Annotated in this window: 21 protein-coding genes; 10 read left to right on the plus strand and 11 right to left on the minus strand. The window is 41.3% G+C overall.

Annotated features, from left to right (window positions below):
* Positions 1-68: 68 nt before the first annotated feature.
* On the plus strand, positions 69-1,187 hold the full coding sequence (locus tag OA91_RS08820; protein WP_063337935.1) for a substrate-binding domain-containing protein: 1,119 nt from the start codon (positions 69-71) through the stop codon (positions 1,185-1,187).
* A 20-nt stretch (positions 1,188-1,207) separates the two neighbouring features.
* Positions 1,208-3,049: a LuxQ periplasmic sensor domain-containing protein gene (locus OA91_RS08825; RefSeq protein ID WP_063337936.1), complete on the plus strand. Its 1,842-nt coding sequence runs from the start codon at positions 1,208-1,210 to the stop codon at positions 3,047-3,049.
* Here OA91_RS08825 and OA91_RS08830 read toward each other — a convergent pair.
* From OA91_RS08830 to OA91_RS08840, 3 genes are all read right to left on the minus strand, one after another.
* Positions 3,046-3,879 carry an SDR family NAD(P)-dependent oxidoreductase gene (locus OA91_RS08830; RefSeq protein ID WP_063337937.1) on the minus strand — a complete coding sequence of 278 codons (834 nt, stop codon included), beginning with the start codon at positions 3,877-3,879 and terminating at the stop codon, positions 3,046-3,048. The genes OA91_RS08825 and OA91_RS08830 overlap by 4 nt on opposite strands.
* Before the next feature lie 121 nt (positions 3,880-4,000).
* The gene (gene fghA / locus OA91_RS08835) at positions 4,001-4,840 is read right to left on the minus strand and encodes an S-formylglutathione hydrolase (protein WP_063337938.1); all 840 of its coding nucleotides are present in this window, start codon (positions 4,838-4,840) and stop codon (positions 4,001-4,003) included.
* A gap of 66 nt (positions 4,841-4,906) precedes the next feature.
* On the minus strand, positions 4,907-6,022 hold the full coding sequence (locus tag OA91_RS08840) for an S-(hydroxymethyl)glutathione dehydrogenase/class III alcohol dehydrogenase (RefSeq protein ID WP_063337939.1): 1,116 nt from the start codon (positions 6,020-6,022) through the stop codon (positions 4,907-4,909).
* A 169-nt stretch (positions 6,023-6,191) separates the two neighbouring features.
* Here OA91_RS08840 and OA91_RS08845 point away from each other — a divergent pair, with 169 nt between their 5' ends.
* Together OA91_RS08845 and OA91_RS08850 are read left to right on the plus strand one after the other, a co-directional pair.
* Positions 6,192-7,097, plus strand: a complete 906-nt coding sequence (locus OA91_RS08845) for a LysR family transcriptional regulator (RefSeq protein WP_063337940.1) — start codon at positions 6,192-6,194, stop codon at positions 7,095-7,097.
* Positions 7,098-7,164: 67 nt separating this feature from the next.
* Positions 7,165-7,425: a DUF3820 family protein gene (locus OA91_RS08850; protein ID WP_046015843.1), complete on the plus strand. Its 261-nt coding sequence runs from the start codon at positions 7,165-7,167 to the stop codon at positions 7,423-7,425.
* 13 nt (positions 7,426-7,438) lie between these two features.
* On the opposite strand, the gene OA91_RS08855 is transcribed toward OA91_RS08850, so the two are convergent.
* Positions 7,439-8,086, minus strand: coding sequence for a hypothetical protein (locus tag OA91_RS08855; RefSeq protein ID WP_063337941.1), 648 nt, complete (start codon positions 8,084-8,086; stop codon positions 7,439-7,441).
* A 232-nt stretch (positions 8,087-8,318) separates the two neighbouring features.
* On the opposite strand from OA91_RS08855, the gene OA91_RS08860 reads away from it, so the two are divergent.
* Positions 8,319-9,212, plus strand: a complete 894-nt coding sequence (locus tag OA91_RS08860) for a response regulator (RefSeq protein WP_063337942.1) — start codon at positions 8,319-8,321, stop codon at positions 9,210-9,212.
* A 26-nt stretch (positions 9,213-9,238) separates the two neighbouring features.
* Here OA91_RS08860 and OA91_RS08865 read toward each other — a convergent pair whose 3' ends face one another.
* Positions 9,239-9,544 carry a GNAT family N-acetyltransferase gene (locus tag OA91_RS08865; protein ID WP_331709777.1) on the minus strand — a complete coding sequence of 102 codons (306 nt, stop codon included), beginning with the start codon at positions 9,542-9,544 and terminating at the stop codon, positions 9,239-9,241.
* 184 nt (positions 9,545-9,728) lie between these two features.
* Positions 9,729-10,208, minus strand: coding sequence for an FKBP-type peptidyl-prolyl cis-trans isomerase (locus OA91_RS08870; RefSeq protein ID WP_063337943.1), 480 nt, complete (start codon positions 10,206-10,208; stop codon positions 9,729-9,731).
* A gap of 178 nt (positions 10,209-10,386) precedes the next feature.
* Here OA91_RS08870 and OA91_RS24845 point away from each other — a divergent pair, with 178 nt between their 5' ends.
* The gene (locus tag OA91_RS24845) at positions 10,387-10,809 is read left to right on the plus strand and encodes a YebG family protein (protein ID WP_063337944.1); all 423 of its coding nucleotides are present in this window, start codon (positions 10,387-10,389) and stop codon (positions 10,807-10,809) included.
* A gap of 102 nt (positions 10,810-10,911) precedes the next feature.
* Here the strand turns inward: OA91_RS24845 and OA91_RS08880 are convergent, their stop codons facing one another.
* A complete protein-coding gene (locus OA91_RS08880; protein ID WP_063337945.1) occupies positions 10,912-11,604 on the minus strand; it encodes a cytochrome b/b6 domain-containing protein in 693 nt (230 codons plus the stop codon).
* Between the two features lie 192 nt (positions 11,605-11,796).
* On the opposite strand from OA91_RS08880, the gene OA91_RS08885 reads away from it, so the two are divergent.
* The 3 genes from OA91_RS08885 to pepQ all read left to right on the plus strand — a co-directional run bounded on the left by OA91_RS08885 (position 11,797) and on the right by pepQ (position 15,494).
* Positions 11,797-12,678, plus strand: a complete 882-nt coding sequence (locus OA91_RS08885) for a DMT family transporter (protein WP_063337946.1) — start codon at positions 11,797-11,799, stop codon at positions 12,676-12,678.
* Positions 12,679-13,051: 373 nt separating this feature from the next.
* The gene (locus tag OA91_RS08890; protein WP_063337947.1) at positions 13,052-14,041 is read left to right on the plus strand and encodes an SRPBCC family protein; all 990 of its coding nucleotides are present in this window, start codon (positions 13,052-13,054) and stop codon (positions 14,039-14,041) included.
* A 154-nt stretch (positions 14,042-14,195) separates the two neighbouring features.
* Positions 14,196-15,494, plus strand: coding sequence for a Xaa-Pro dipeptidase (gene pepQ, locus OA91_RS08895; protein WP_063337948.1), 1,299 nt, complete (start codon positions 14,196-14,198; stop codon positions 15,492-15,494).
* Between the two features lie 113 nt (positions 15,495-15,607).
* On the opposite strand, the gene OA91_RS08900 is transcribed toward pepQ, so the two are convergent.
* The 4 genes from OA91_RS08900 to OA91_RS08915 all read right to left on the minus strand — a co-directional run bounded on the left by OA91_RS08900 (position 15,608) and on the right by OA91_RS08915 (position 21,220).
* A complete protein-coding gene (locus OA91_RS08900; RefSeq protein WP_046015932.1) occupies positions 15,608-16,510 on the minus strand; it encodes a LysR substrate-binding domain-containing protein in 903 nt (300 codons plus the stop codon).
* A gap of 222 nt (positions 16,511-16,732) precedes the next feature.
* Complete coding sequence (locus OA91_RS08905) at positions 16,733-18,229, minus strand: CoA-acylating methylmalonate-semialdehyde dehydrogenase (protein ID WP_063337949.1); 1,497 nt, start codon at positions 18,227-18,229, stop codon at positions 16,733-16,735.
* A 132-nt stretch (positions 18,230-18,361) separates the two neighbouring features.
* Positions 18,362-19,522, minus strand: a complete 1,161-nt coding sequence (locus OA91_RS08910) for an iron-containing alcohol dehydrogenase (RefSeq protein ID WP_063337950.1) — start codon at positions 19,520-19,522, stop codon at positions 18,362-18,364.
* A 114-nt stretch (positions 19,523-19,636) separates the two neighbouring features.
* Complete coding sequence (locus OA91_RS08915) at positions 19,637-21,220, minus strand: BCCT family transporter (RefSeq protein ID WP_063337951.1); 1,584 nt, start codon at positions 21,218-21,220, stop codon at positions 19,637-19,639.
* 564 nt (positions 21,221-21,784) lie between these two features.
* Between OA91_RS08915 and OA91_RS08920 the strand changes: the two genes are divergently transcribed.
* Complete coding sequence (locus tag OA91_RS08920; RefSeq protein ID WP_063337952.1) at positions 21,785-24,298, plus strand: CoA transferase; 2,514 nt, start codon at positions 21,785-21,787, stop codon at positions 24,296-24,298.
* Positions 24,299-24,497: the final 199 nt, after the last annotated feature.

Raw genomic sequence — 24,497 nt, forward strand, 5'->3', positions numbered from 1 at the left:
ATAATGAGTTTTACTTTTTTACTCTCTAGCCACTACTAAACATTCATTATTGTTACGGGACCCCTATAATGCATTGCTTAAAGTATTTTTTTACCCTAGCTAGCTTGATGTTATTCAGCCAGCTAAGTATGGCTAATGAGCGAGACTTTTGGCTAGTTGACGAATTTATCGAGATGAACCCTGCACAAGAGCCAATTAGCCAATCTTTCTCTGAATTAGTCCGAAAACCCGCTATTCCTCTGAGTGTCCCCCCACTGAAACCAGTCAAAATTGCCGTGGTTTATCCTGCAAATCAAATATCTGATTACTGGTTGAGAAGCATACGATCTTTTGAAGCTCGCCTAAAAGAGCTCGACATTCCGTATGAAATACAATCCTTCTTAACTCAAACAACCAATAACAACTCCCTTAATGAGCAAGCTAAAGAGATCTTAACCGCCGTAAATTCAGGCGCAGATTACCTAATCCTGACCCTGTATAAGAAGCAACACAAATCCATCATAGAACGCCTTATCTCTGATAAAAAAACAAAAGTTATTTTGCAGAATATCACCACACCCATTAAGGATTGGGACAACCAGCAACCTTTCTTATATGTTGGCTTTGACCATGTAAAAGGCACACAACTTCTTTCTAATTGGTACCAAGATCAAAAGTTACATAGCAATGAATATGGCTTACTCCATTTCCCGAAAGGCTATATTAGCCAAGTAAGAGGTGACAGTTTCGCGCAATATACAGGAGTAAATTCTGACTACAAGTTAGTTAGCAGTTACTATACAGATTCTACTAGGAAAAATTCTTACTCTAACGCAATAAACCTACTTGAAGAGCACAACAACCTTGGCTTTATTTATGCGAGCTCTACCGACATCGCTCTAGGTGTCAGTGATGCAATTTCGGAAAAAGGATTACAAAATAAAGTATTGGTGAATGGCTGGGGTGGCGGAAGCGCTGAGTTAGCTGCCATAGAAAAAGGTAAATTAGACGTAACTGTCATGCGTATGAACGACGATAATGGCGTTGCTATGGCAGAAGCAATTAAACTAGATTTAGGCGGTAATGAAGAAAAGGTGCCCGTGATTTACAGTGGTGATTATGTTGTTGTTACAAAAGAGTCTAGTCCTGCTAAAATTCAATCACTCAAACAACAAGCGTTTCGCTATTCAGGCGTCGATGACAAATAGGCAACATTAGGAAGAAACTAATGAACAAGGTTCGTTCTCTCTACAAGGTACCTTTATTTGTTGCTATTTCAACTATCATGTTGATTTTGTTTATGGCGGCGGCTGCCATTCAAGTTCGTTCTGTTTCTCGTATTGCCGATACGATAATTGATAAGGAAGTTTCAAGCTTCACCCGTCAAACTCACACCAGCTTACAACTCTTCTTCGATAACGTCTTACAGCGTAACCAGCTTTTATTGCAAAGCTCTGCTGTTAACTTTCAGCTATTAAAATCATTAGAAGACAATGATTCATTAGCTATCATGCAAAACCTCAACTCTCTTTATAACTCAGAACCTAATTCTGGTATGGAACTACTGTTTATTATCAGCCCAACCAATCAAGTTCTTTATGATGCCAGCTCCCCTTTCTTTAGTGATGAGCAGAGCCTAAGTGAGTTAAGCCAAACACCCACCAACATGTATAAATGGCGACTTGTTCCTATGAACATGGCTAGCAAGCAACAAGTCATTTTATTTAAAAAAGAAGCTTTAATTTCGCCTAAGAGTGGGAAAATTTTAGGCTATTTAGCAGGCGGTATCGTATTAAGTGGCCGTATTGCCATGCTTAACCAAGCTAGAAGCTATGTGGATATCGACAGTGTTGCCCTAAGGTACAATAATGAAATTCTTGCAGAAAGCACCAAGGGTAGCTTGATCATCCGCGATCATGTCAATGCCTTATTGACACCTAAAGCTCAAACAGAAGAAGAGCTTGCAGAATTGAAACCACAACTTAGCAAGTATAAAAATCACTTTGTTGGTCGTTATCCTATTATCATAGCCAACCTAGAATCTGAGTTAGAATTTATTACCCTTTTATCAAGCTCTTCCTTTGACACCTTAAATACAGAATATAAGTATCAAGCGAGCTTTCTCTTAATCACCCTCTTTACCTTTGCCATTGTTGCCTCACTGATTGTGATTGGCATAGCAATCAGGCCTTTAATGCAGATTATTGCCGCCGCTCGACAAGCCATTGATAAAAATGAAGCCATGCAAACACAGACAAGTGTGATTAAAGAATATGATGAGCTAGGTGGCACATTAAGTCAGTTGATTGAATCCTCCAGCACTCAAAAGCACGAGCTCAACCACCTAAACAAACAACTAAAACAAAACGTAAAAGAGTTAGAGCAATCTAATAAAGAGTTAGACAATATTACTTATATTGCCTCCCATGACCTCAAGTCACCTCTAAGAGGGATTAGCCTGCTAACCCAATGGTTAAGCCATGAGTTAGGCAATAAATTACGCCCAGAAGCTAGTGATAAGATTCAGCTTTTAAGTCAAAGAGTAAATAGCATGGAAGCCATCTTAGAGCGCATGCTAGGTTATTCTAAAGTAGGTAAAAAAGGCCACGAACTCGCCCCTGTTGATAGTAAAAAACTCTGCCAAAGCGTTTTCTCGAATGCGCAGCATGATAAAGAAAACAGCTTAACTTTAAATGGTGACTTCCCTATTTTCACCACCTACCGTACGCCATTTGAGCAAGTTATGCGCCACTTGATTGATAATGCGCTCAAGCATAACCCTTCACCTAAGGCACAGGTCAGTATCGAAGTCGAAGAACAAGAAGGTTATTACCACTTCAAGATTTCAGACAATGGCCCTGGCATATCAGCACCATTGCAAGCGGCAATACAATCTAACGAAACGCTGAACGATACCCCGCAATTATTGAATATAGGTATTGGCTTAAATATGGCGAAAAAAATCACTCGCCTTTATGAGGGTAAACTCACCATTATCTTAAGCAATGAAAGAGGCACCTCTATTCTCTTTACTTGGCCAGCGAGACCTTCGGCACTTAATATAAATTAACTGCCACCTTTTATTAGCACAGCATCTAACCAAGCAATAGGAAAAATACGCTTTAAAAACGCCATCAAGTAGGTAGGAAAAGTCACAAAGTACCTAGCTTTTGGCTTATCCGACTCAAGTGCATGAATCAGTTTTTTCACCACAGCGTCCGATGGTAAGGTGAAGCTAGAATTAGACTTTGAGGCACTTAACCGGCTCATAGCCGCTTCATAACCTTCCTTGTGTCGGCTCGCTTTAATATCAACATTATCTTTTAGCGCAATTAAAGCATTCGCTCGAAAAGCGGTTTCAATTGGGCCAGGTTCAATGAGCGAAACCTTTACTTGTGTGCCTTTCAACTCCAATCTCAAAGTATCCGTTAGCCCTTCTAAGGCAAATTTAGACGCGTTATAAGCCCCTCTAAATGGCATAGCAACCAAGCCTAATACAGAACTGTTTTGTACAATGCGTCCCTCCCCTTGCTCTAACATATGCTTTACTGCCAAGCCTGTTAGGGTATGTGTACCAAAGACATTCGTTTCAAACTGCAAGCGCAGCGCGTGAGTTGTTAAGTCTTCCACTGCACCTGGTTGTCCATAAGCGCCATTATTAAAAACGGCATCTAATTTACCACCAGCAATCTCAAGCGTTTTTTCAAACCCTGATTCAGTTGAAGCATCGTCAGACAAGTCCAGCTGAATCACATGTTTTAAACCTAATGATTCAAGCGTATTAATATCTTTAAACTGACGACAGGAGGCTATGACTAACCAACCTCTATCTTGCAAAGTTTGCGCGGCGCACAAACCAATCCCAGTCGAACACCCCGTAATTAAAATTGATTTTTGCATGACATGCCTTAGTAAAAAAGTTGGCCATAGCTTACCTGAATACCTTCTCTAAATGCCAAAACAAAAAAGCCCTGTCAAGTCATGATAGGGCTTTAAGCGATAAACCTATGTAATTACAAAACTAGCTTAATGCTTTAGCATGATGTTCAAGATGATCATCAATAAAGCTTGCTATAAAAAAGTAGCTGTGATCATAACCCACTTGATGACGCATCGTCAGAGGATGGTTATTCACATCACAGGCAAGCTCTAGAGCATCCGGTTTTAATTGCTCAGCAAGGAAGTCATCGGCATCACCTTGGTCTACCAAGATGGCTAGCTTCTCTTCTGCCTGACTAATCAAAAGACTCGCATCCCATTCTTCCCAAAGCTTTTCATCGTGTCCTAAATACCCAGTGAAAGCCTTTTTTCCCCAAGGGCATTGAGTCGGATTACTAATAGGTGCAAAAGCAGAAACCGATTGGTAAGCGCCCGGATTCTTCAAAGCGCAAACTAAAGCACCATGCCCACCCATAGAGTGACCACTGATTGATTTCTTATCCGTTACCGGGAAGTTTGCTTGAATAACCTGAGGTAGCTCAGACACAACATAATCATACATATGATAAGTCTGGTCATAAGGCGCTTGAGTAGCATTAAGGTAAAAACCTGCGGCACTGCCAAAGTCATAGCTTTCATGTTCACCAGGGTAATCACTGCCCCTTGGGCTAGTATCGGGACACACTATGGCTAAGCCTAATTTAGCAGCAAGACGCTGAGCGCCGGATTTTTGCATGAAGTTTTCATCATTACAGGTAAGGCCAGATAACCAATAAAGCACAGGTACCTTACTTGTCTCAGCTTGAGGCGGTAAATAAATGGCAAAAATCATATCACCTTTTACCGACTCACTTTGATGGCGATAACGTTTTATCCAACCACCATAAGATTTTGTACTAGAGAGCAGTTCTGGTTGACTCATGTTATTTTCCTTTAGTAAAAATGATCCATAAAAAGCAAAGCCCTACAAAAAAGTAGGGCTTAGATGTTATTTATCAAATAAAATAACAGAACGAATACTCTTACCTTCATGCATCAAATCAAATGCATGGTTAATGTCTTCAAGACCCATAGTGTGAGTAATGAAAGGATCGATTTCTATTTCGCCTTTCATGTATTGCTCTACATAACCTGGTAATTGACTACGACCTTTCACACCACCAAAAGCAGAACCTTTCCATACTCGACCTGTTACCAGTTGGAATGGGCGGGTAGAGATTTCTTCCCCTGCGCCAGCAACACCAATAACAATCGATTCACCCCAGCCTTTATGGCAGCACTCAAGTGCTTGACGCATCACTTGAACATTACCGATACACTCAAAAGAGTAATCCACACCACCATCCGTCATATCAACAATCACCTGCTGAATTGGATCAGAGAAGTCTTTTGGATTAACAAAATCAGTTGCACCGAATTGCTTCGCCATTTCAAATTTTGATTCATTAGTGTCAATCGCAATGATACGAGCAGCATTCGCCATACGCGCACCTTGAATAACAGATAGACCGATACCACCAAGACCAAATACAGCCACCGTTGAGCCCGGCTCAACCTTAGCTGTATTCAAAACTGCACCAATACCTGTTGTGATACCACAACCTAACAGACACACTTTCTCAAGAGGCGCATCCACATGGATTTTTGCTAAAGAAATTTCTGGCACAACGCTGTACTCAGAGAAAGTTGATGTACCCATGTAGTGATAAAGTGTTTTGCCGCCAATACTAAAACGGCTAGTGCCATCAGGCATCAGACCTTTACCTTGTGTCTCACGTACTGCCTGACACAAGTTAGTCTTACCAGACAAGCAGAACTTACACTTACCACATTCAGCTGTGTAAAGCGGGATAACATGATCACCAGGCTTAAGTGTTGTTACGCCTGCACCAACCTCTTCTACAATACCCGCACCTTCGTGGCCTAATACACTAGGAAAAATACCTTCTGGATCAGCACCAGACAGAGTAAAAGCATCTGTATGACAAACACCCGTTGCTACCATACGGACGAGCACTTCACCCGCTTTTGGTCCTTGAACATCGATTTCATCAATAACAAGTGGTTGGCCTGCTTGCCATGCAATTGCAGCACGAGATTTCATGTAAACTCCAAAAAGTTATCTATTTAATTAAATAAGTCACAAAAGCCAGCACACAGGCTGAGTACTTTTGTCATTGCTTAATACAGAGTGTAGCCCTATTTAATTAATAAGATAATGACACAAGAAGTAAGTTATTATTGCTGTACAGCAACAATCGAAAGAGATGATTATGAAACATTGGGATGGAATAGAAGCTTTTGTCGAAGTCGTACGTCAAGGTAGCTTCTCTGCGGCGGCCGAAAAACTCCACGTATCAGCGTCACATATTAGCCGCTTAGTTTCTCAATTAGAGAAGCGTCTTGATTCAACGCTCTTATTTCGTACGACCCGAAGTATTCGACTGAGTGAAGCAGGCTCTCTCTATTACCAACAATGTAGCCAATTACTCGACTCCATTGATAGTGCCGAAGAGATGGTAACTAGTTTAAACCAATCGCCTGTCGGGCATCTTCGTATCAGTTGCGCCACTACCTTTGGCGAACGCTTTATTGCCCCCAGGGTAAATGATTTTTTACTCACCCACCCAAAAATTCAATTAGATTTGCACCTAACAAATCGTGAGGTAGACCTGATTGATGAAGGCTATGACCTTGCAATTCGCTTAGGCACATTAAAAAGCTCCAGCTTACTCGCCAGACGCCTATGCGATCGAGTGGAACATGTATGCGCCTCGGCTCATTACATCGCCCGTTACGGCATGCCTCATACCTTATCTGAATTGAGTAAACACCAATGTTTACAAGGTTCTAAAGACGTATGGACCTTTATGCAGGATAAACAAAAGCGAGAAGTCAAAATCAACGCCAATTGGCGCAGCAACTCAGGCCCAGCATTACTAGATGCTACGCTCAAAGGTTTAGGAATCGCTCAACTGCCCGATTATTATGTAGCGTCATACATAGCCAGTGGTGAACTCATCCCGATATTAAGCCAGTATCAATACCCTTATACAGGCGTATGGCTGGTTTATCCCAAAGCTCGCCAACAATCTCCTAAGTTAAAGCTACTCTGTGATCATTTAATCGACTCCTTCCGTACAGGCGCTAACGAATCGCCTATAACAATGAATGGATGAAAGATTACTTCATCTGCTAGAATCCAGCCCATTAGACAGTGCAGAATAAAGTAAGGTAGAAAAAACAATGATTTCAGAAACAGATTTGATACGCATCGCGCGCGAAACCATGCCTTTTGGCAAGTATCAAGGTAAGCTGATTATTGATGTACCAGAAGAATATTTAATCTGGCTTAAGAATAAAGGTTGGCCAGAAGGCAAACTAGGTAACTGGCTAGAACTCGCTTTAGAAGTAAAAGTTAACGGCCTTGAATCTCTCGTTGAACCACTCAGAGAAAAGCCTAAGACACCCAAGAAAAAGCCACCAGCACAATTTAAATTTGATTAACGAGCCAGTCGCTTTATTGCATTGTCGTATTTGTGCGGCCTTGATAGCCCATCGTTTTATCAATAGACCCCAAGCTTTCAGTTTGGGGTAAATCATCTGCTTCAGCAAACTCAACAAACCTTTGTTCGATAAAATCCTTTTCGACAATTGTCTGTCTCAATCTCTGCTCTAGCACCTTGGTTTTAGCTTCTAAGCGAACTTTATGATTTTTAAGTTCAGTCATCATTTTTTGTTCTTCGCTTGGTTGCTGAGATACCTCTTTTAGAGGCGCACTCATGCTTTTAGCCAGTTCTGGGGATTGTTTCATCACAGTTTGAAGTTGCTTAACTATCTTAGCATTCTGATTATTCGCATCATTCAAACGGTTTTGAAGCTGGTTAATTTCCTGATCTTGCAGCTTCATTTTTTGCATCATAATCTTAGTCTGGCCACGATACTTAGCAAAAGATTCTTCGGTTGCGACTAGGTTTGCACCACTTTTACTACCAAGATCTGCAGCATCTTGAAGGTACTGAATTTCTTTATCATTATCTTCTATATTAACGTCCAATATCTTATTTGCAGTTTTTAAACCGTTAATAATATATAAGCAGTACAAAACCAGACCACAGCTTAAAATAACAGCCGCTTCAAGGATTAAGATTAAAATAGTGTCTGTCAAAAATCTCTCCTCGTTAAGGTCTAAGATATTACAAAAGAAAACATAAGGATAAAATGCCCAAATGATGTAAGCAATAGAGTACACTTAAATAGAGCAGAAAGTACAATTGAGCTGACATAAAGCGCCTAAACTCCACTCGAAATGCACTTTATGATAGAAAAAACCAAGTTATAATAAGATTTCTAGATAGATATATACCCATTCAATTTCTTAATTTTCTTAGGTAATTATATTGAAAGTACTAATCATTGATGACAGTAGAGCCGTTCAACTCATCATTCGAAGAGCACTTGAAAAAGGCAATATAGAAAACCTAGAAACTAAGCTTGCCAGCTCAGGCATTCAAGCATTAGCCATTTTAGAAGACTGGCACCCAGACCTTGTTCTATCTGATTTACATATGCCAAAAATGTCAGGTATAGAATTATTAACCGAAATAAATAGGCAAATGCTTAAATTAAATGTCGGCTTAATTACTACAGAAACGGATGACTCACGCTTAAGAAAGGTAAAACAATGTGGGGTTAAGTTTATTATCAATAAACCCTTTAATGACACTGAGCTGCTTCAAAAAATTAAATTGTTTTTACCAACAGATAAACCGCTACTGGCTACACCTGAAATGCCGGCGCAAAAAACCAATATCAAACTGGATAAGAACACCTTAAATCTACCTGAAGAAACTGAATTAGAAGATGCTTTAGCAGAAGTCTTTTTTAGGGATGTAAGAGTGACAACAAAAAGCTTTGAGAAATATGAATCTCAACAATACCCCTACCTTCTTGGCATGATGACACCTTTAGGCAAAGACCAAGTGAAAGCCATTTGCATACTAAAGCAGCCTGCTATTAAACAGATCAGCACAGTATTTTCGAGCTTACACCCAGGAGCATTAAATAGTCAGCAGGATAGAGCATTACTCTGCGATCATTTTTTTCGTGTGTTAGATAAGTTTATTATGCCAAGTGGCAGCATAGAATCCTTAGTGTTTAAAAAATCTAATCTCATCACTAAGCCTTTCGCTAAAATTGATGGTTTTTATCGCACCAAAAAGGAAAAGAAAAAAGATTATCTTATCGAAATTAAGGGCTTTGAATCCTTCGTTGTTACCCTAATAGCGGCCTAAGCGGTAAGTGTTAACAAACTTTCATTTCATCTCTTTTTTAAAAACTTCTCCACATACCAACAAGTCGCCGTAATTTGATAATCTTGCGCTTTAGCCCAGCTTAAACCGGCTCTGACCAATTGTTCAGCAATGCCTTTCCCTCTTAATGCTGGAGGAACAAAAGTGCTTTTAAAATCAATAACCTGCTTTAGGTTTGCCGGATCATCTAAAAACACATACTCAAGTAGGGCTATTTCGCCATCTTGCTCAATTCGAAAACATTGAGCTTGTTCGTCATGTTGCATAAATATCGCCTTTTTAATGGGCTGTGAGTAAGTGGACACTTTATCCACAAACGCCTCTAAATCATAGCTTTTGCTTTAAGGCGCTAAGATTAAGTCACCTCTTCCCAGTCTGCTCTTTTAAAGTGTATGGGGGAAAAACGTCAATCAAGATGTCACTTTGCGTTTATTAATAGTTTCCTTAGACATAAAAAAAGCCTCAAAAGAGGCTTATTTGGTCAGGATACGCATCAACTTAGTGATGATGTCCACCTACACCGTGTGCATGACCGTGAGCAATTTCGTCTTCTGTTGCATCGCGCACATCAACCACCTCAACAGAAAAAGTAAGATCTTTACCTGCTAACGGATGATTTAAATCTACAGTCGCATGCTTAAGACCCGCTTTAACCACGGTTACTTGGCGTTGACCTTTATCTGTTTGAACAATTGCAGTCATACCTACTTTCCAACGCTTAGCACCTTGTAAGTGTTTGATTGGCACTTGTTGCTGATGATCTTCTTTACGTTCACCATAAGCATCTGCTGCGGCAACTGTTACTTCAAACTCATCACCAGCTGCTTTGCCTTCCATCGCAGCCTGTAGACCAGGGATAATATTGCTGTGCCCATGTAGGTATGCAAGTGGATCATTGCCAGCAGATGTTTCAATTAGCGCATCGCCTTCACGTAGTGTGTAGTGAAATTGCACTACTGTATTGTCCTTGATAGACATTTTTTTTCCTCAATCATGTTCTGTTGCACCATTATCGTCCCTTTTCTCTAGAGAAGCCATAATTAGAGGCTCTCTTTTATTCGAACACTGACAAACAAGCTTTATTTTCAATTTCAGCTAGACAAATCAAAAAATAATACTGTATATTTGTACAGTATTATTTTATCTGAGGTGAATCATGCCTGTAATTATTAAATATGTTGTTGAACGTGATGGAATAGAAAAAATGACTTTTGCATCCAAAGCTGAAGCAGACGCTTACGATAAACTGTTAGATACTGCAGATGATATCTCTCAACTCCTAACAGATAGCCGACTTATCGAAAAAGATAGTCAAATTGATGCCCTGTCCATGTATCTTGCTCAAAATAAAGAGCAGCTATTACAAGCACTTGGTAGCAAGCGTAAAGCTAAAACAAGTACAAAACCAAACCAAACACATGAAAGCCAGATCCCTCTAGAAGCTGCGTCTAATTCTCAAGATTTGGAAGATCTCGTGATTGAAAAGGACGATGATCAGGTTGATGAACTCTCCTTAGATATGGACCAAGACGACAATATCGAAGATTTAATCGATGAAGAACTAATTGATGCGGCTTAAATGCATGCCTCTACAAAAAGCATGTCTCAGCCAATTAGCTTTACACTAATTGGCTGTCTTACCATACTTTCTAACATATTCGTTCTATAAAGTAATGGCCTTCTAGATTGGCAATTGCCATAACCAGTACAAATAAATAAGACTCAGACTTAGCATGATAACAAGGCGTTTTCTTACCGTCTTTCTCACTGCTTTTGTTTCTTGATCAAAACCAGACTGGTCTGCATAAGGCCCTGATGAAATTGGCTTTTTACCATTAAACATGGCTTTGATTAAACGCTCTTTTAACGCTAACTCATGGACCAAAACTGCAAGCAAATGACAGGCGACTAAAGCCAGTAAGATATCGGCTAATTCAGCATGCCAATCGGCTAACCACTCCTGTAAATCCTCACTGACCCATTCATACATGGGGCCATACCAAAACACTTCATCAGAGTTAACCAGCCCTGATACTATTTGAAGCACCAAGCTTATAAGCAGTACTAGCACCATAATGCCACCCAAAGGGTTATGACCCAAATAATGGGGAGCTTGTCCTTTTACAAGCTGCTTGGCGTAATAATAGATATTTTTTGGTGCTGTTAAGAACATAGAAAATCGAGCGAGCTTTGCTCCCCAGAAACCATAGAGGAGTCGTGTTATCAGCGCAGCTGATAGTAAGTAGCCCATATAAAAATGCCATTGCATATAATCTTCTTCTGATTTACCCGTCACTACCAAACCGGTGAACAGTAAAACCATAAGCCAATGGTTCAGTCTAATATAAAGATCCCAAGCTTTAATCTCTTTCATGATTGATTATCATCTCACCTTAAGAAACTCGTTCTAAATTCTCATTCCTGTGAGGAATCCGAACTATTCTATTTATTCCTTTTACTTTTCTTTCCTGTCTCATTAAGTTAGCAGGCATTGGCGTTGCGTATTTGAGCACGCCCTGCAATTTAAGTTCAAGCTTCTAATCAACTCTATTAAGGAAACAGCTTTATGTGGATAGCGTTTACCCTGCTCGCCGCTTGGTTTCAATCGATGCGCACCGCCTACCAAAATTCCTTATCAAAGCAAGAAGGCACCTTACATGCTACCTTAGCAAGATCCTTATTCGGCCTTCCTTTTGTACTTGTTTATGGCGGCTTTTGCTATTTTCTCTTTGGCCCTTTAACCACTGAGATTAGCCAAATTTTTTACCTAATTGCAGGCCTTGGTGCGCTAGCTCAGATCCTAGCAACCTATTTAATGCTGTATCTTTTCAAACAAGCCAGCTTTACCAGTGGTACCTTGTTTGCCAAAACAGAAGCCTTATTGGCCGCCCTACTTGCTGCGGCTTTTTTAGGTGATAAACTTTCTTGGGGTGCTTGGTTAGCCATCGCCATAGGCGTTATTGGTATCGGAGTTTTAAGCTTTAAACATAGTCATAAGAAAATGCAGCTATTAGATAAAGCCAGTCTATTAGGGCTCGCCTCAGGTTTTTGTTTTGCCCTTACTTCTGTCAGTGCAGGTTATGCCAGTAGCATGCTAGAAGGCCCAGTCTTTACTCGTGCAGCCTTCACCTTAGCCTATGTACTCGCTCTGCAATCGGTCTTATTGTGGGGGATTCAAATTTACCAAACTAAAAGCCTCTTTATTCCTTTTAAAAAAGCCTTTCTACTCAGTAACAAGGTGGGTTGTTTAAGTGCCCTAGGTTCGATTGGCTGGTTTACCGCATTCTCCTTAATCAACCCTGCGCTGGTGAAAACCTTGGGGCAAATTGAGGTAATAGGCACACTTTATTATTCGAAGTACCGTTTTAAGGAAGCCTTATCAAAACAAGAGTGGATAGGCGGCAGCTTAATTATTCTAAGCGTTATTATCGTTGCACTCTTAGGCTAGGGAGGTTACGAATCAGTCCTCCGCCACAGCCTGCGGATAAAAGCGGCTAGGCTCCCAAGGGAACGCCCTTTAAATACACTCCTTATCAAGATATAGAAGTGGGAGAGCTTATAGATAGCCTCCCCATTTGCCACCAAGTTAGCCTTTTTACTCAGAATAGCGTAACGTAAAAAGGTGAACAGCAACTCAGTTAATACAAAACTGTTTAATTCTTAGGCAATCGCCTTTGCTGGTAACGCTTCGACACAAATTTGCCCCTATCAAACAACATTAGAGTAAGGCCCCATATACTAAACTTTTATACAGACTAATTGATAACAGTTGTACACCAAAGAAAGTTAAGTTTTTATCTTAGCAATTAGAGGAAACAGGCATGTTACTAATTTGGATAATAGCTATTATTACCGCCCTAGTTTTGATCTATATGATTACCGTAAAAGGGCATTACCAAGTTGAGCGCACCGTACTTATCAAAGCGCCAATTAACAAAGTGTACGATCGTATTCGCAGTGTCAAAAGCTGGCATCAATGGAGCCCTTGGCTACATCATGACCAAGACCCTAGCCTAAAATATCAAGGCAAGTTGGGGGAAGTCGGTTCAAGTTTGATCTGGCATGGTCCTTATATAGGTCATGGTACTTTAACCTTAGTTTCTCAAGTTACTCCCTATTCGCTCATTTTCGAGCTCAAACAAAAGCGCTATATCTCAACTCTCACCAGTATCGAGTTCCAACTTGAAGAAACCGAATCTGGCACCCAACTTCATTGGTCAATGACGACAAGATTGCCTTATCTATTTAGCTTTTTCCTTGGCAAAAGACAGACACAATTTAACAAGGATTATGATATTGCCCTTGCTCGTTTATCAGGGCAGCTCAGTCATATGAATGAGCCTAAATTTGAGTTTTTAGGGATTCAACCCTTACCTCCTATCGAAGCCGTAACCCGTCCTTTTTCTGGCTCAACACCTGAAATTTTCGAACAAATGGAAATTGGTTACAGCGAGCTCCATTCCCAACTTGGTCCAAACAATTGCCCTAATGGTGCGATTTTCGCTCAATATGATCAGGCAGAACCAGAACACAACTTTTTTTGTGGAAAAATTGGTATCCCTATTCAGAATCTCGATATTTGTGAATGTCACCCTGAATTGGTCCGAAACTATGGGGATTTCTTTTCGCTACGTTTTACTGGGTCTTACGAGCAACTCTCTTATGCTTGGCATGTGGCAATCAAACACAGCCGAATTCATCACTATAAATGGGACAAAAGCCGACCTCATTTTGAAGTGTTTCAAACAGGCCCACATAATAACAGCGACCCTAGTCATTTTATTACCGAGTTATACTTACCAATAAAATAAGAAAAAGGTCGCAAATAGATAAAGGCCACTAGATTTCTTTTCCCACCCCTTCGCTTGTTGACTCAAACAAGGTACATTGGCAGCTCATTGACGAATGAGTCTGTTCAATGCAATAGCAAAACTATTGTTAACATCAGTTATGTAGGGAAATTCCATGCCTAAGCTTTATTCTCAACACCTAGAGATACTTGTCACTCGTTATCGTAAAGTCATGAAAACCTTCGACCTTGACTCAATTATTATCAGTAGTGGTCACAAAACCTACTACTTCCAAGATGACTATAGTCATACTTTCCACCCCTTTTCTGGGGCACAACAATGGTTACCATTTAGTTTATGCAGTGATGTTTACATCCTCATAAACGAACAAGATAAGCCCTTATTATTTTGGCCAAAAAGGGATGATTTTTGGCATTCTGATAACAGCTTACCTGAAGGTGATTGGTCCGGTTTATGGCAAACTATAGAAGCGAGAGTGGATTACGACATTCTGGCACATCTTGGTAAAAAGCACGCTTGGGTTGGCCCAAAACCAGACCATATAAATCTAGCGTTTTCACAACAAGCCGAGCTTGAAGCAGCGATTAACTATCAAAAAGCCTATAAAACAGACTTTGAAATAGACGCAATTTATCAAGCTAACTTAACTGCAGCAGCCGGTCACAAAGCAGCAGAAAAGGCTTTCATTCAGGGTAAGAGTGAATTAGCGATTTATCACGACTATTTGAATGCTAGCAACCAAGGCTCTGTGAATGAACCTTATCCAGGTATTGTCGCCCTTAATCAAAATGCAGCCATACTGCATTATGATGTGAAATCTCATCAAAGCATTAAGAAAAGCAATACCCTTCTAATCGATGCGGGTGCTAACCAATCTGGTTATGCCAGTGATATCACTCGTACTTTCACCCAAGACACAGGGTTATTTAAAGCCATGCTAGACAGTATGGAAAGCCTACAACTTAGCTTATGCGAGCATGCCATTGCAGGCGTTGACTTTAATGACCTACACCAAGAGTGTGTTATAGGTGTGGCGAAGATTTTACATGAGCACAAGCTTTGTCGCTTAAGCGTGGAAGAGCAGTTAGAAAAACGTATTCCGCAGGTCTTCTTCCCCCATGGCTTAGGGCACTTACTTGGCTTGCAAGTGCATGATTTAGGCGGCCATCAGGTGAATGAGTCAGGTAAGATTAAATCACCCGCTAAACAGGCTCCTTTCTTACGCTTAACCCGTGTATTGGAAGAAAATATGGTGATAACCATAGAGCCAGGCCTCTACTTTATTCCTATGTTGCTGGAAAAAATGATTGCTGAGGTTGAAGACCATGGTTGTGATCTTGAACTGATCGAAAGCCTGAAACCTTTCGGTGGCATTCGTATAGAGGATAATTTAGTCATAGGTAAAACAAGTACACGCAACTTAAGTCGCGAAGCCTTTGCCAGTCTTGACTAAACGCTAGACTAGACTTTATTAGCAATAATTAAACCTAGCTATGTAAGACATAAGATTAAAAACACCCCATGTACCTATGCAATACATGGGGTGTTTTTTATTGAATCTAAAGGCTAGAGTTCCGGGTAAAACTGGGCTTGTGACTCTTGTAAAATCCACTGACTAAAGATTTCAGCACTTGGATGTAAATATTGATGTATGGATGAAGTGAGAAAGAAAGCTTCCGAGGTTTCTATTTTCTCTTCGAAAGGCGCGATCAATTTGCCACTGGCAATCATATCAGCAACAAGAGAGGTTCTGCCTAAAGCGATACCTTGGCCCAATACTGCCATTTCTAATGCAGAGATTAAGGTATCAAACTGAATACCATCACTGGCATCACCATAATAAGCACCAGTTTGGTCTAACCAATAGCCCCAACCTTCTTCATATCCAATGACATGCAATAGGGTTTTCTCTGCTAATAAATCAATTGGGGCAGGTTCGTCATCGACCTTAATAAAGTCTGGGCTACACACAGGGAAAAGCTCATCCCAAGTCAATCTGTCTGACTTAAGTCCGGGCCAAACACCATGTCCATAACGTATATCTAGGTCAGTATCTTTATTTTTTTCATCTAGCCAAATATTACTGGTAAAGCGAATTTTAATATCTGGGTATTGTTCATAAAAACGTGACAATCTTGGAGCTAGCCAGGTAGTAAAAAACACAAGATTAACTCGCACAGTTAACTGGCGACTTTGACCTTTACCAAATAACTCATCGGTTGCGGCAGCTAAACGGCCAATGGCTTCATGTACCGCTGGCATATAAGCAAGACCAGCGTCAGTCAAAGCCAACCCTCTGGGCAAGCGTTTAAATAAACTGGTACCAAGTTGAGATTCTAATCCTTTCACCTGCTGACTAATTGCAGCTTGGGTTAGGTTTAACTCATGGGCAGCCTGAGTAAAATTCAGGTGTCGTGCGGATGCTTCGAATGAACGTAGCCAATTCAGTGGCGGTAATCTTTTTTTCATGTTTTTAAACTCAACATAGTTACCAGTAACACATTTCAAAATCCGACAAACATCCTTTTATGCCTCAAGTCCGTCTGTCAAAATTTCCCTATCATATTGATACTAGTATATTTTTATTGTCGATATTATTTTGTCATAAAAACAAAAGCCACAACTCTTGTTTCAAGAGTCATGGCTTAGGAAGCTAATTAGCAAAATTAGCTTCAATGCTTAATAAAAAGCTTATTTCATTGTTGGCATAGAGAACTCAACACCTTCCCTAATACCAGCAGAAGGCCAACGCTGTGTCACTGTCTTACGTTTAGTGTAAAAACGAACTGCATCAGGACCATAAGCATGTAGATCACCAAACAAAGAACGCTTCCAACCACCAAAACTATGGTAAGCAACAGGTACAGGTAGCGGTACGTTAATACCCACCATGCCCACTTGGATATTATCAGAGAAGTAACGTGCTGCTTCACCATCACGGGTAAAGATACAAGTACCATTACCGTATTCATGAGCGTCAATTAAATCCATCGCCGCTTGCATGCTATCAACACGGACAACTTGTAATACAGGGCCAAAAATCTCTTCTTGATAGCTTTGCATCTCAGGAGTGACATTGTCGATCAAAGTACCGCCAACAAAGAAACCGTTTTCATAACCAGCCACTTGAGGATCACGACCATCAACGACTAATTTAGCACCTTGCTCTTGTGCACTATTGATATAACCAACAACCTTCTCTTTATGAGCTTGAGTGATCACAGGGCCAAAGTCGTTGTTAGCATCAGAGAAAGCACCCACTTTTAGGCCTTTCATCGCCGCTTGCATCTTCTCAACCAAGGCATCTGCAGCAGCATCACCTACGGCAACAGCAACAGAAAGCGCCATACAACGTTCACCAGAAGAGCCAAATGCTGCACCAACAAGTTGGTTAACTGCGTTATCCATGTCTGCATCAGGCATTACAATTGCGTGGTTTTTAGCGCCACCTAGTGCTTGGCAACGTTTACCATTGGCATTAGCTGTTGCATAAATGTATTCAGCAATCGGTGTAGAACCCACAAAGCTTACCGCTTTAATACGGTCATCATGCAACAAGGTATCGACCGCTTCTTTATCACCATTTACTACGTTCATAACGCCATCTGGCAAGCCAGCTTCTTGTAGCAATTGCGCGATAAACAGAGTCGAACTTGGATCACGCTCAGACGGCTTAAGAATAAAGCAGTTACCGCAAACCAGCGCCATAGGGAACATCCATAATGGCACCATAGCTGGGAAGTTGAATGGGGTGATACCCGCAACGACACCTAGCGGTTGGAACTCACTCCAAGAATCTATGTTAGGGCCCACATTTTTACTGTGTTCACCTTTTAGTAATTCTGGTGCGCCACAAGCGTATTCAACGTTTTCAATACCACGTTGCAATTCACCAGCTGCATCATGGCTGATCTTGCCATGCTCTTCACCTATCATTCTGCAGATAGTCTCAGCGTGCTCTTCTAGTAGGGCCTTGAACTTAAACATGATGCGCGCACGTTTAATCGGTGGCGTATTGCGCCAAGCTGGAAAAGCCGCTTCTGCTGTTGCGATAGCTTCTTCTACTGTTGCTTTAGAAGCAAGGTCAACCTGCTTGCTCACTTCACCAGTAGATGGGTTATATACTGCTTGCTGGCGAGTACCTTCTACAAAAAGGTTACCATTAATCAACTGACCAACTGTGTTCATTGCTTTTTCCTCAAACCAAAATGTCGGTGTAATTTTTGTTTTCACACCTTGTTAGAATAAAAAACACCCTATGCCGAGGGTTTGGCATAGGGCCAATAGCATTAACTTTTAAAACTTATATCGCCTAAAGGCTTACCACCAAAGTTGCTTATAAAGCTCAATCACTTCATCTGCACTTGGCACTCTTGGGTTATTGTTTGGTGAGCCAGAAGCCAGCGCTTGATCTGCCATAGTCTCTAATAGACCCATGAACTCTTCCCTATCGATACCAAATTGCTCTGGTGTTGGCACTTTAAGCTCATCATTTAACGCTCTTAGCTCAGCTAACAACTTTTTGTTTGCTGTCACATCATCATCTTGCTCAGTCGCAACACCCATAGCACGAGAACATTGAGCATAACGTTCAACCGCAGCAGGAATCGAGTATTCAGTCACAGTTGGTAGTAGCATGGCATTAGATAATCCATGAGGAACATGGAAAGCAGCACCAATTGGGCGACTCATACCATGAACAAGCGCAACCGAAGCATTCGAGAAAGCAACACCGGCAAGAGTCGAACCTAACATTATTTCTTCACGGGCCTTTTTATCACCACCATCATGATAAACACGACGTAAGTTAGGCGCGATTAAACGCATCGCCTCAAGCGCTTGCGAGTCACTGTATAAGCTGGCTTTTTTACTCACATAAGCTTCCATCGCGTGAGTAAGCGCATCTATACCTGTATCCGCTGTGATACGAGCAGGTAAAGATAGCGTTAATGTGTAATCAACCAAGGCAGCAACAGGCATAAAACCTATTCCCATGCAGAGCATTTTCTCGTCTGTTTTCTCATCAGTGATGATGGTGACTTTAGTCACTTCAGAACCCGTACCTGCTGTCGTCGGAATCGCTACGATAGGTAATCCAGATTCAGTCACTACACGTGGAAACTTATAGTCACGCATCTCGCCACCAAACTTACCCAGAATACTCATAGCTTTAGCGCTATCAATTGGGCTACCGCCACCGAGAGCAATAATACTGTCGTAGTCACCCTCTTGGATGCGCTTAACACCTGCTTGAATAGAAGCAACGGTTGGCTCAGGTACAGTGTCATCGAAGATGTCAGCTTGCATATCTTGTTCAGCCAAAACAGCCTGAATTTTTTCAGCATAGCCTAATTGCACCATCATCTTATCTGTGATGATTAAAGGATGACGACAGCCTAAACTTGCCAAAATATTTGGCGTAGCATGACTCGCATTTTCGCCAACTTGTAACATGCGCGGAAGAATAATTTGAGTAGACATATCGTCTCCTTAACAATTAAAACCTTATGGACCACTAATATGATTAACGTATTTCTTTATTCGCTAGCCTTTGCCTTCATCAGGGTCAAGCTAGCTCAATCTAACTAAGCGTCGTTATTCAGCGCTTTTAGCACGAGGTGTATATTTCAGTTCTTTGCCTGGAAGTGCTTCTGCTCTCAATGACTTTATCAAGCCGTAAGTGGCCAAAATCACGATAAAGGAGAAAGGCAATGCCGCCACAATAGAGGCCGTTTGCAAAGCTTTTAAACCACCGGCATAAAGTAGAACCGCTGCAACAGCACCAATAGCAAAGCCCCAGAAGACACGATATTTAGCTGGTGGTTGCTCATCACCCATAGAGATCAGAGTACAAATTACCAAGGTGGCAGAGTCAGCAGATGTGACAAAATAGGTAATCAACATCAGAGTACAAATGCCCGAAATCGCCAGCGTAATAAAGCTGCCCGCATCCATTGCTTCAATGGTGGTAAATAGAGCCATAGTTGTATCTGCATTTACCGCTTCTGTGATACCACCTGCGCCAAACAACTCGATGAACATAGCGGTATTACCAAAGATGGTGATCCAAAATGCAGCCAGTGCAGTTGGTGCAACCAAAACACCTAGTACGAATTCACGAATAGTACGACCTTTAGAGATACGTGCGATGAAGACACCACAGAAAGGCGCCCAAGCAATCCACCATCCCCAATAGAAGATAGTCCACCAACCTTGCCATTGACCTTCTGGATCAGGATCTACCCATAAACCTAGTTCAACCGCGTGGAAAAGGTAATCACCCACATTAGTAAAGAAAGCACCCAGTACATAGGCGGTAGGGCCAAAGATGATAAATAACACAAGCACCAAGATAGTAAGGTGCATGTTCAATTCGCTTAAAATACGAATCCCTTTATTCAAACCTGTCAAAACAGATGCAGTAGCAATAATAGAAAGCACAGCAATCAAGATGATTTGATTTGACGTTGAGATATCAATGCCCACTAGATAAGAAAGGCCAGCATTCATCTGTTGCGCACCTAGACCTAGAGAAGTTGCAATACCAAATACTGTACCGAAAACGGCTAGTAAATCCGCCGCGTGACCAATCGGACCATAGATACGATCGCCAAAAATTGGGTACAAGCTTGAACGAATAGAAAGCGGCAAACCTTTACGATAAGAGAAGTAAGCTAAGATCAAACCGATAACAGCAAACAAGCCCCAACCATGTAATCCCCAGTGGAAAATAGAGATACGCATTGCCACTTGCGCCGCTTCAACCGTTTGTTGCTGCGCTTCATTAATAAGTGGGTTGCTTTGGAAATGGTAAATAGGCTCAGCGATACTCCAGAATAGAATACCGATACCAATACCAGCGCCAAATAACATGGAGAACCAAGCAAAATTAGTAAACTCAGGTCTGTCTGTATCCTTACCTAGGCGGATATCCCCATATCGGCTGAAAGTCAGCCATACCGCAAAGAATAAGAAGAAACTAATCAGACCGATATAGTACCAAGCAAGTTCAGAAGCAATAAAACCCTTAGCGGCAGAGTAGATTGAGCTCGCATTTTCAGGATCTATAACGGTGAAAAGTACAAATGCCATTACAAGAATAGCTGAGCCGACTGCCATTATTGGGTGAGCACCCGCAAACAATCCAGCCTTAGGTAATACATATGATTTAGTATTCATAGGGTTTGACCCCCATTTTTGCGAGCGAGTCCCTGCGTTAACCTGATATCCATCATCAGCTCCCAATATGACTGGGATAGGATGAGATTGGTTTTACTCTTATTATTCATAATTCAATTCTCACTTCTTGTTCTTATTGTGATCTTTTAAGACAACTCCCTCACCTAAACCTAAGCGGCTTTTTCGACAGTGAAGTCATGCTGTAAATTGATTCGGAAGTCATTGTTATGAATCCTCACGAAACTGAGAAGCAATAAAAAAACATGCTAAGACCCCAAAAAATTTATAGCTCGATTTTTAATCAGTAACTTACGCCCTCTATTAGTAGAAAAATTCACCTAGCCATAAAAAAAATGATATCTCAGGTCATTTTTTTATTGCTGGTTCGCTAATTAATTCACTCCTAACATGCCCTTCAACGATGCTCTGGGCACGCCCATCTCTGCAATTGGCATCGTAAAACCTAAATACGACCGGCATCACCGGTATAACAAAAACAAATGATTCCAGCCCCAACACACGAACTTGGACGTGCTGGAACTAGGTTAATTAGGAAAAGTTGATATGAACAAAAATAATCAATTGCCTTTGGCGGGTGTTCGAGTTGCTGACTTCGGACAACAAATTGCTGGGCCTGCTGTCGCCATGGTATTAGCGGATTTAGGTGCGACTGTCGTTCGCATCGATCCACCACAAGGGCCTAGCTGGCAACATCCAGCTAACGCCATTTTAAATCGTAACAAGTCTTACTTACGCCTAGATCTCAAAACAGAAGAAGGCCTTGAGCAAGCACTAAATTTGATTGCTAACGTTGATGTGGTGATTGAAAGCTTCCGCCCTGACGTTATGAAAAAGCTAGGTGTAGACTTCGCTGCACTACGTCAACAAAGACCAGATTTAATTACCCTTTCTATTCCAGGTTTTGCCAGCAATGACGAACTACGTCGTGACTGGAAAGCCACTGAAGCCGTGGTTGCTGCAACCTCAGGAGCCTACACAGATATGGGCTTCAACCGTGTTCTTATGGGGGTTAACCCAAGCTTTTCACCTTTACCACTAGGCTCTTCTTACGCAACATCCCTTGCTGCAAGCTCTGTTGTACTCGCACTTTTTGAACGTGAAAAAACGGGCCGTGGTGATCAAATCGAAGTACCAGTGGCAGCCGCGCTAATGGAAGGTCTATCTTACAATTCTTACGTGATAGATCAGCTACCAGAACGCTACAAAACTATGCGTGAATTAGAGATAGAGCACCGTAAAGAAAACAATATCGAAATGGATCTTAGCTACGAAGATCTACAAGAATATTTAGACCCTTTCTACCGTACTTATGTCTGTGCCGATGGCCGTATGTTCTACTGCGTTTGCCCGTCTCACCGCAATCACGCCAAGCGTGCACTACAAGCATTAGGAATCTATGACGAGCTAATGGCTGAAGGCCTACCTGACGTTAAAGATCTACATATGCCATTAGCAGAATGGGAAGGCGAAACCTCTATTGGTGTCTATCCACTTCCTAAAAAATGGGCAGATATTATTTCTGAGAAGATGAAAAAAGCCTTCTTGCAGAAAACCTCTGACGAATGGGGTGTTATCTTTGGTGAAGGGCAGATCCCTGGCGCACCACACCGCACCACAAAAGAGTGGGTAAACAGCGAATACTCAAACGAATCCGGTCTTATTGTTGAAGTAAATGATCCAGAATTCGGCACCATGAAACAACCAGGCCCTATTGCTTGGTTAGAAAACGAAGCCGAAGCCATGCTGACACCAAGACCAAGAAAAGACGTCTCTTATACAGACGCACTTGCAGAACTAACACAGTGCGCACAAGAATACGAATCAACGCGTCCACAAGGGCAAGACATTCAAGCGGCAACAGGTGAAGGTTGGCTAAAAGACCTGCGTATTCTGGATTTAACTAACGTCATCGCAGGCCCACACTCTACAGCTTTCTTAGCGCGTTTTGGTGCTACTATCACCAAACTTGACCCAGTTACACCTTTGTATGACCCATTAATCGGCACACTTTTCACCTTCCAAACAGGGGTTGGTAAACAAAGTGCTTTAGTTGATATCATAACGGATGAAGGCAGAAGCATCTTCGAACAGCTAGTTAAAAATGTCGATATGGTGGTAATTAACGCACCTGAGCGCCAAATGATACCGCTAGGTTTAGACCAAGAAACACTTCTAGCCATTAATCCAGACGTTCTTTTCTGCCGTCTTGATTGTTTTGGTGCTCCACGCACAGGAAGCAAAAAGAATTACATTGGCTATGATGACATCATTCAAGCAAACAGTGGCATTATGAGTCGCTTCGGTCGTCCTGAAACACCGGAAGAACACGCTCACCTAGGTACACTGGATGTAAACTGTGGTTTTGCTGCTGCGCTAGGCATGGCTGTCTCCCTTTTCCATAAACAAAGGACAGGTAAAGTCAGTCGTTCAAGAACATCTCTTTCTGCTGTGACTAACTTGGCACAAATTCCATTTGCTTTTGATTATGAAGGTCGCGGTGAGTTTGATGAACCATCAGGTCGTGAAGCACTCGGTAACAATGCTTTATCTCATTTCTATCAAACCAGTAATGGCTGGATTTTCCTTGATTCAAACCAAGGTGAAATAGAGAAACTTAATCAAATTGAAGGACTAGAAGGCATTATCCAAAGCCAAGATAAAGCTGACTTCATCAAACAAAGCCTAGTAAAAGCACCAACCTCTTACTGGGTCGATGTTTTCATCAAAGCAGACATTGCCGCTGCTGAGCCTATGGCGATCGAAAACTTAAGAGAAGACAATAGCCGCGTAGCAGACAATAAAGTAGGAACAGATAAAGGAAGCTTTGCTTTTTCTATCTACCCAGATCACCCAAGTGGTCATTGCATCACTCAAATTGATCAGTACTCAATCCGTCCGACTGAGTCAAAAATCTTGGCGGCAACACCGACTGAGGCTTTTGGTCATTCAACCAGAGAAGTATTGGCTGATTTAGGTTATAAAGCAGACGAAATTGAATCTATGTTGGAACGTAAAATTGCAGGTTTAGGTTGGGGTAAAGAATTCTTACCAAGCTAAAGCTAATGTAAATCTCACAAAAGGTTAGGCTCTTTAATTAGACCTAACCTTTTTTTGTATTTTAAGAAAATACATTAGCTTACAAGTTTAAGAAAAATTTAAGCTAAGTTGGACTATTATTCTTTATAACACAGAGAATATTGTTACATTTTGGTGCGTTTTTCAGCAAAGAAACTGAATCTCGCACTAAGCCAATGAA

Source organism: Marinomonas sp. SBI8L, from assembly GCF_001624705.1.
In the GTDB taxonomy this organism is placed as follows: domain Bacteria; phylum Pseudomonadota; class Gammaproteobacteria; order Pseudomonadales; family Marinomonadaceae; genus Marinomonas.

Excerpts from the sequence above, each read along its gene's own strand:
- OA91_RS08820 (WP_063337935.1), top strand. The coding sequence starts at position 69 with ATGCATTGCTTAAAGTATTTTTTTACCCTAGCTAGCTTGATGTTATTC.
- OA91_RS08825 (WP_063337936.1), top strand. The coding sequence starts at position 1,208 with ATGAACAAGGTTCGTTCTCTCTACAAGGTACCTTTATTTGTTGCTATT.
- OA91_RS08830 (WP_063337937.1), bottom strand. The coding sequence starts at position 3,879 with ATGCAAAAATCAATTTTAATTACGGGGTGTTCGACTGGGATTGGTTTG.
- fghA (WP_063337938.1), bottom strand. The coding sequence starts at position 4,840 with ATGAGTCAACCAGAACTGCTCTCTAGTACAAAATCTTATGGTGGTTGG.
- OA91_RS08840 (WP_063337939.1), bottom strand. The coding sequence starts at position 6,022 with ATGAAATCTCGTGCTGCAATTGCATGGCAAGCAGGCCAACCACTTGTT.
- OA91_RS08845 (WP_063337940.1), top strand. The coding sequence starts at position 6,192 with ATGAAACATTGGGATGGAATAGAAGCTTTTGTCGAAGTCGTACGTCAA.
- OA91_RS08850 (WP_046015843.1), top strand. The coding sequence starts at position 7,165 with ATGATTTCAGAAACAGATTTGATACGCATCGCGCGCGAAACCATGCCT.
- OA91_RS08870 (WP_063337943.1), bottom strand. The coding sequence starts at position 10,208 with ATGTCTATCAAGGACAATACAGTAGTGCAATTTCACTACACACTACGT.
- OA91_RS24845 (WP_063337944.1), top strand. The coding sequence starts at position 10,387 with ATGCCTGTAATTATTAAATATGTTGTTGAACGTGATGGAATAGAAAAA.
- OA91_RS08880 (WP_063337945.1), bottom strand. The coding sequence starts at position 11,604 with ATGAAAGAGATTAAAGCTTGGGATCTTTATATTAGACTGAACCATTGG.
- OA91_RS08885 (WP_063337946.1), top strand. The coding sequence starts at position 11,797 with ATGTGGATAGCGTTTACCCTGCTCGCCGCTTGGTTTCAATCGATGCGC.
- OA91_RS08890 (WP_063337947.1), top strand. The coding sequence starts at position 13,052 with ATGTTACTAATTTGGATAATAGCTATTATTACCGCCCTAGTTTTGATC.
- pepQ (WP_063337948.1), top strand. The coding sequence starts at position 14,196 with ATGCCTAAGCTTTATTCTCAACACCTAGAGATACTTGTCACTCGTTAT.
- OA91_RS08900 (WP_046015932.1), bottom strand. The coding sequence starts at position 16,510 with ATGAAAAAAAGATTACCGCCACTGAATTGGCTACGTTCATTCGAAGCA.
- OA91_RS08905 (WP_063337949.1), bottom strand. The coding sequence starts at position 18,229 with ATGAACACAGTTGGTCAGTTGATTAATGGTAACCTTTTTGTAGAAGGT.
- OA91_RS08910 (WP_063337950.1), bottom strand. The coding sequence starts at position 19,522 with ATGTCTACTCAAATTATTCTTCCGCGCATGTTACAAGTTGGCGAAAAT.
- OA91_RS08915 (WP_063337951.1), bottom strand. The coding sequence starts at position 21,220 with ATGAATACTAAATCATATGTATTACCTAAGGCTGGATTGTTTGCGGGT.
- OA91_RS08920 (WP_063337952.1), top strand. The coding sequence starts at position 21,785 with ATGAACAAAAATAATCAATTGCCTTTGGCGGGTGTTCGAGTTGCTGAC.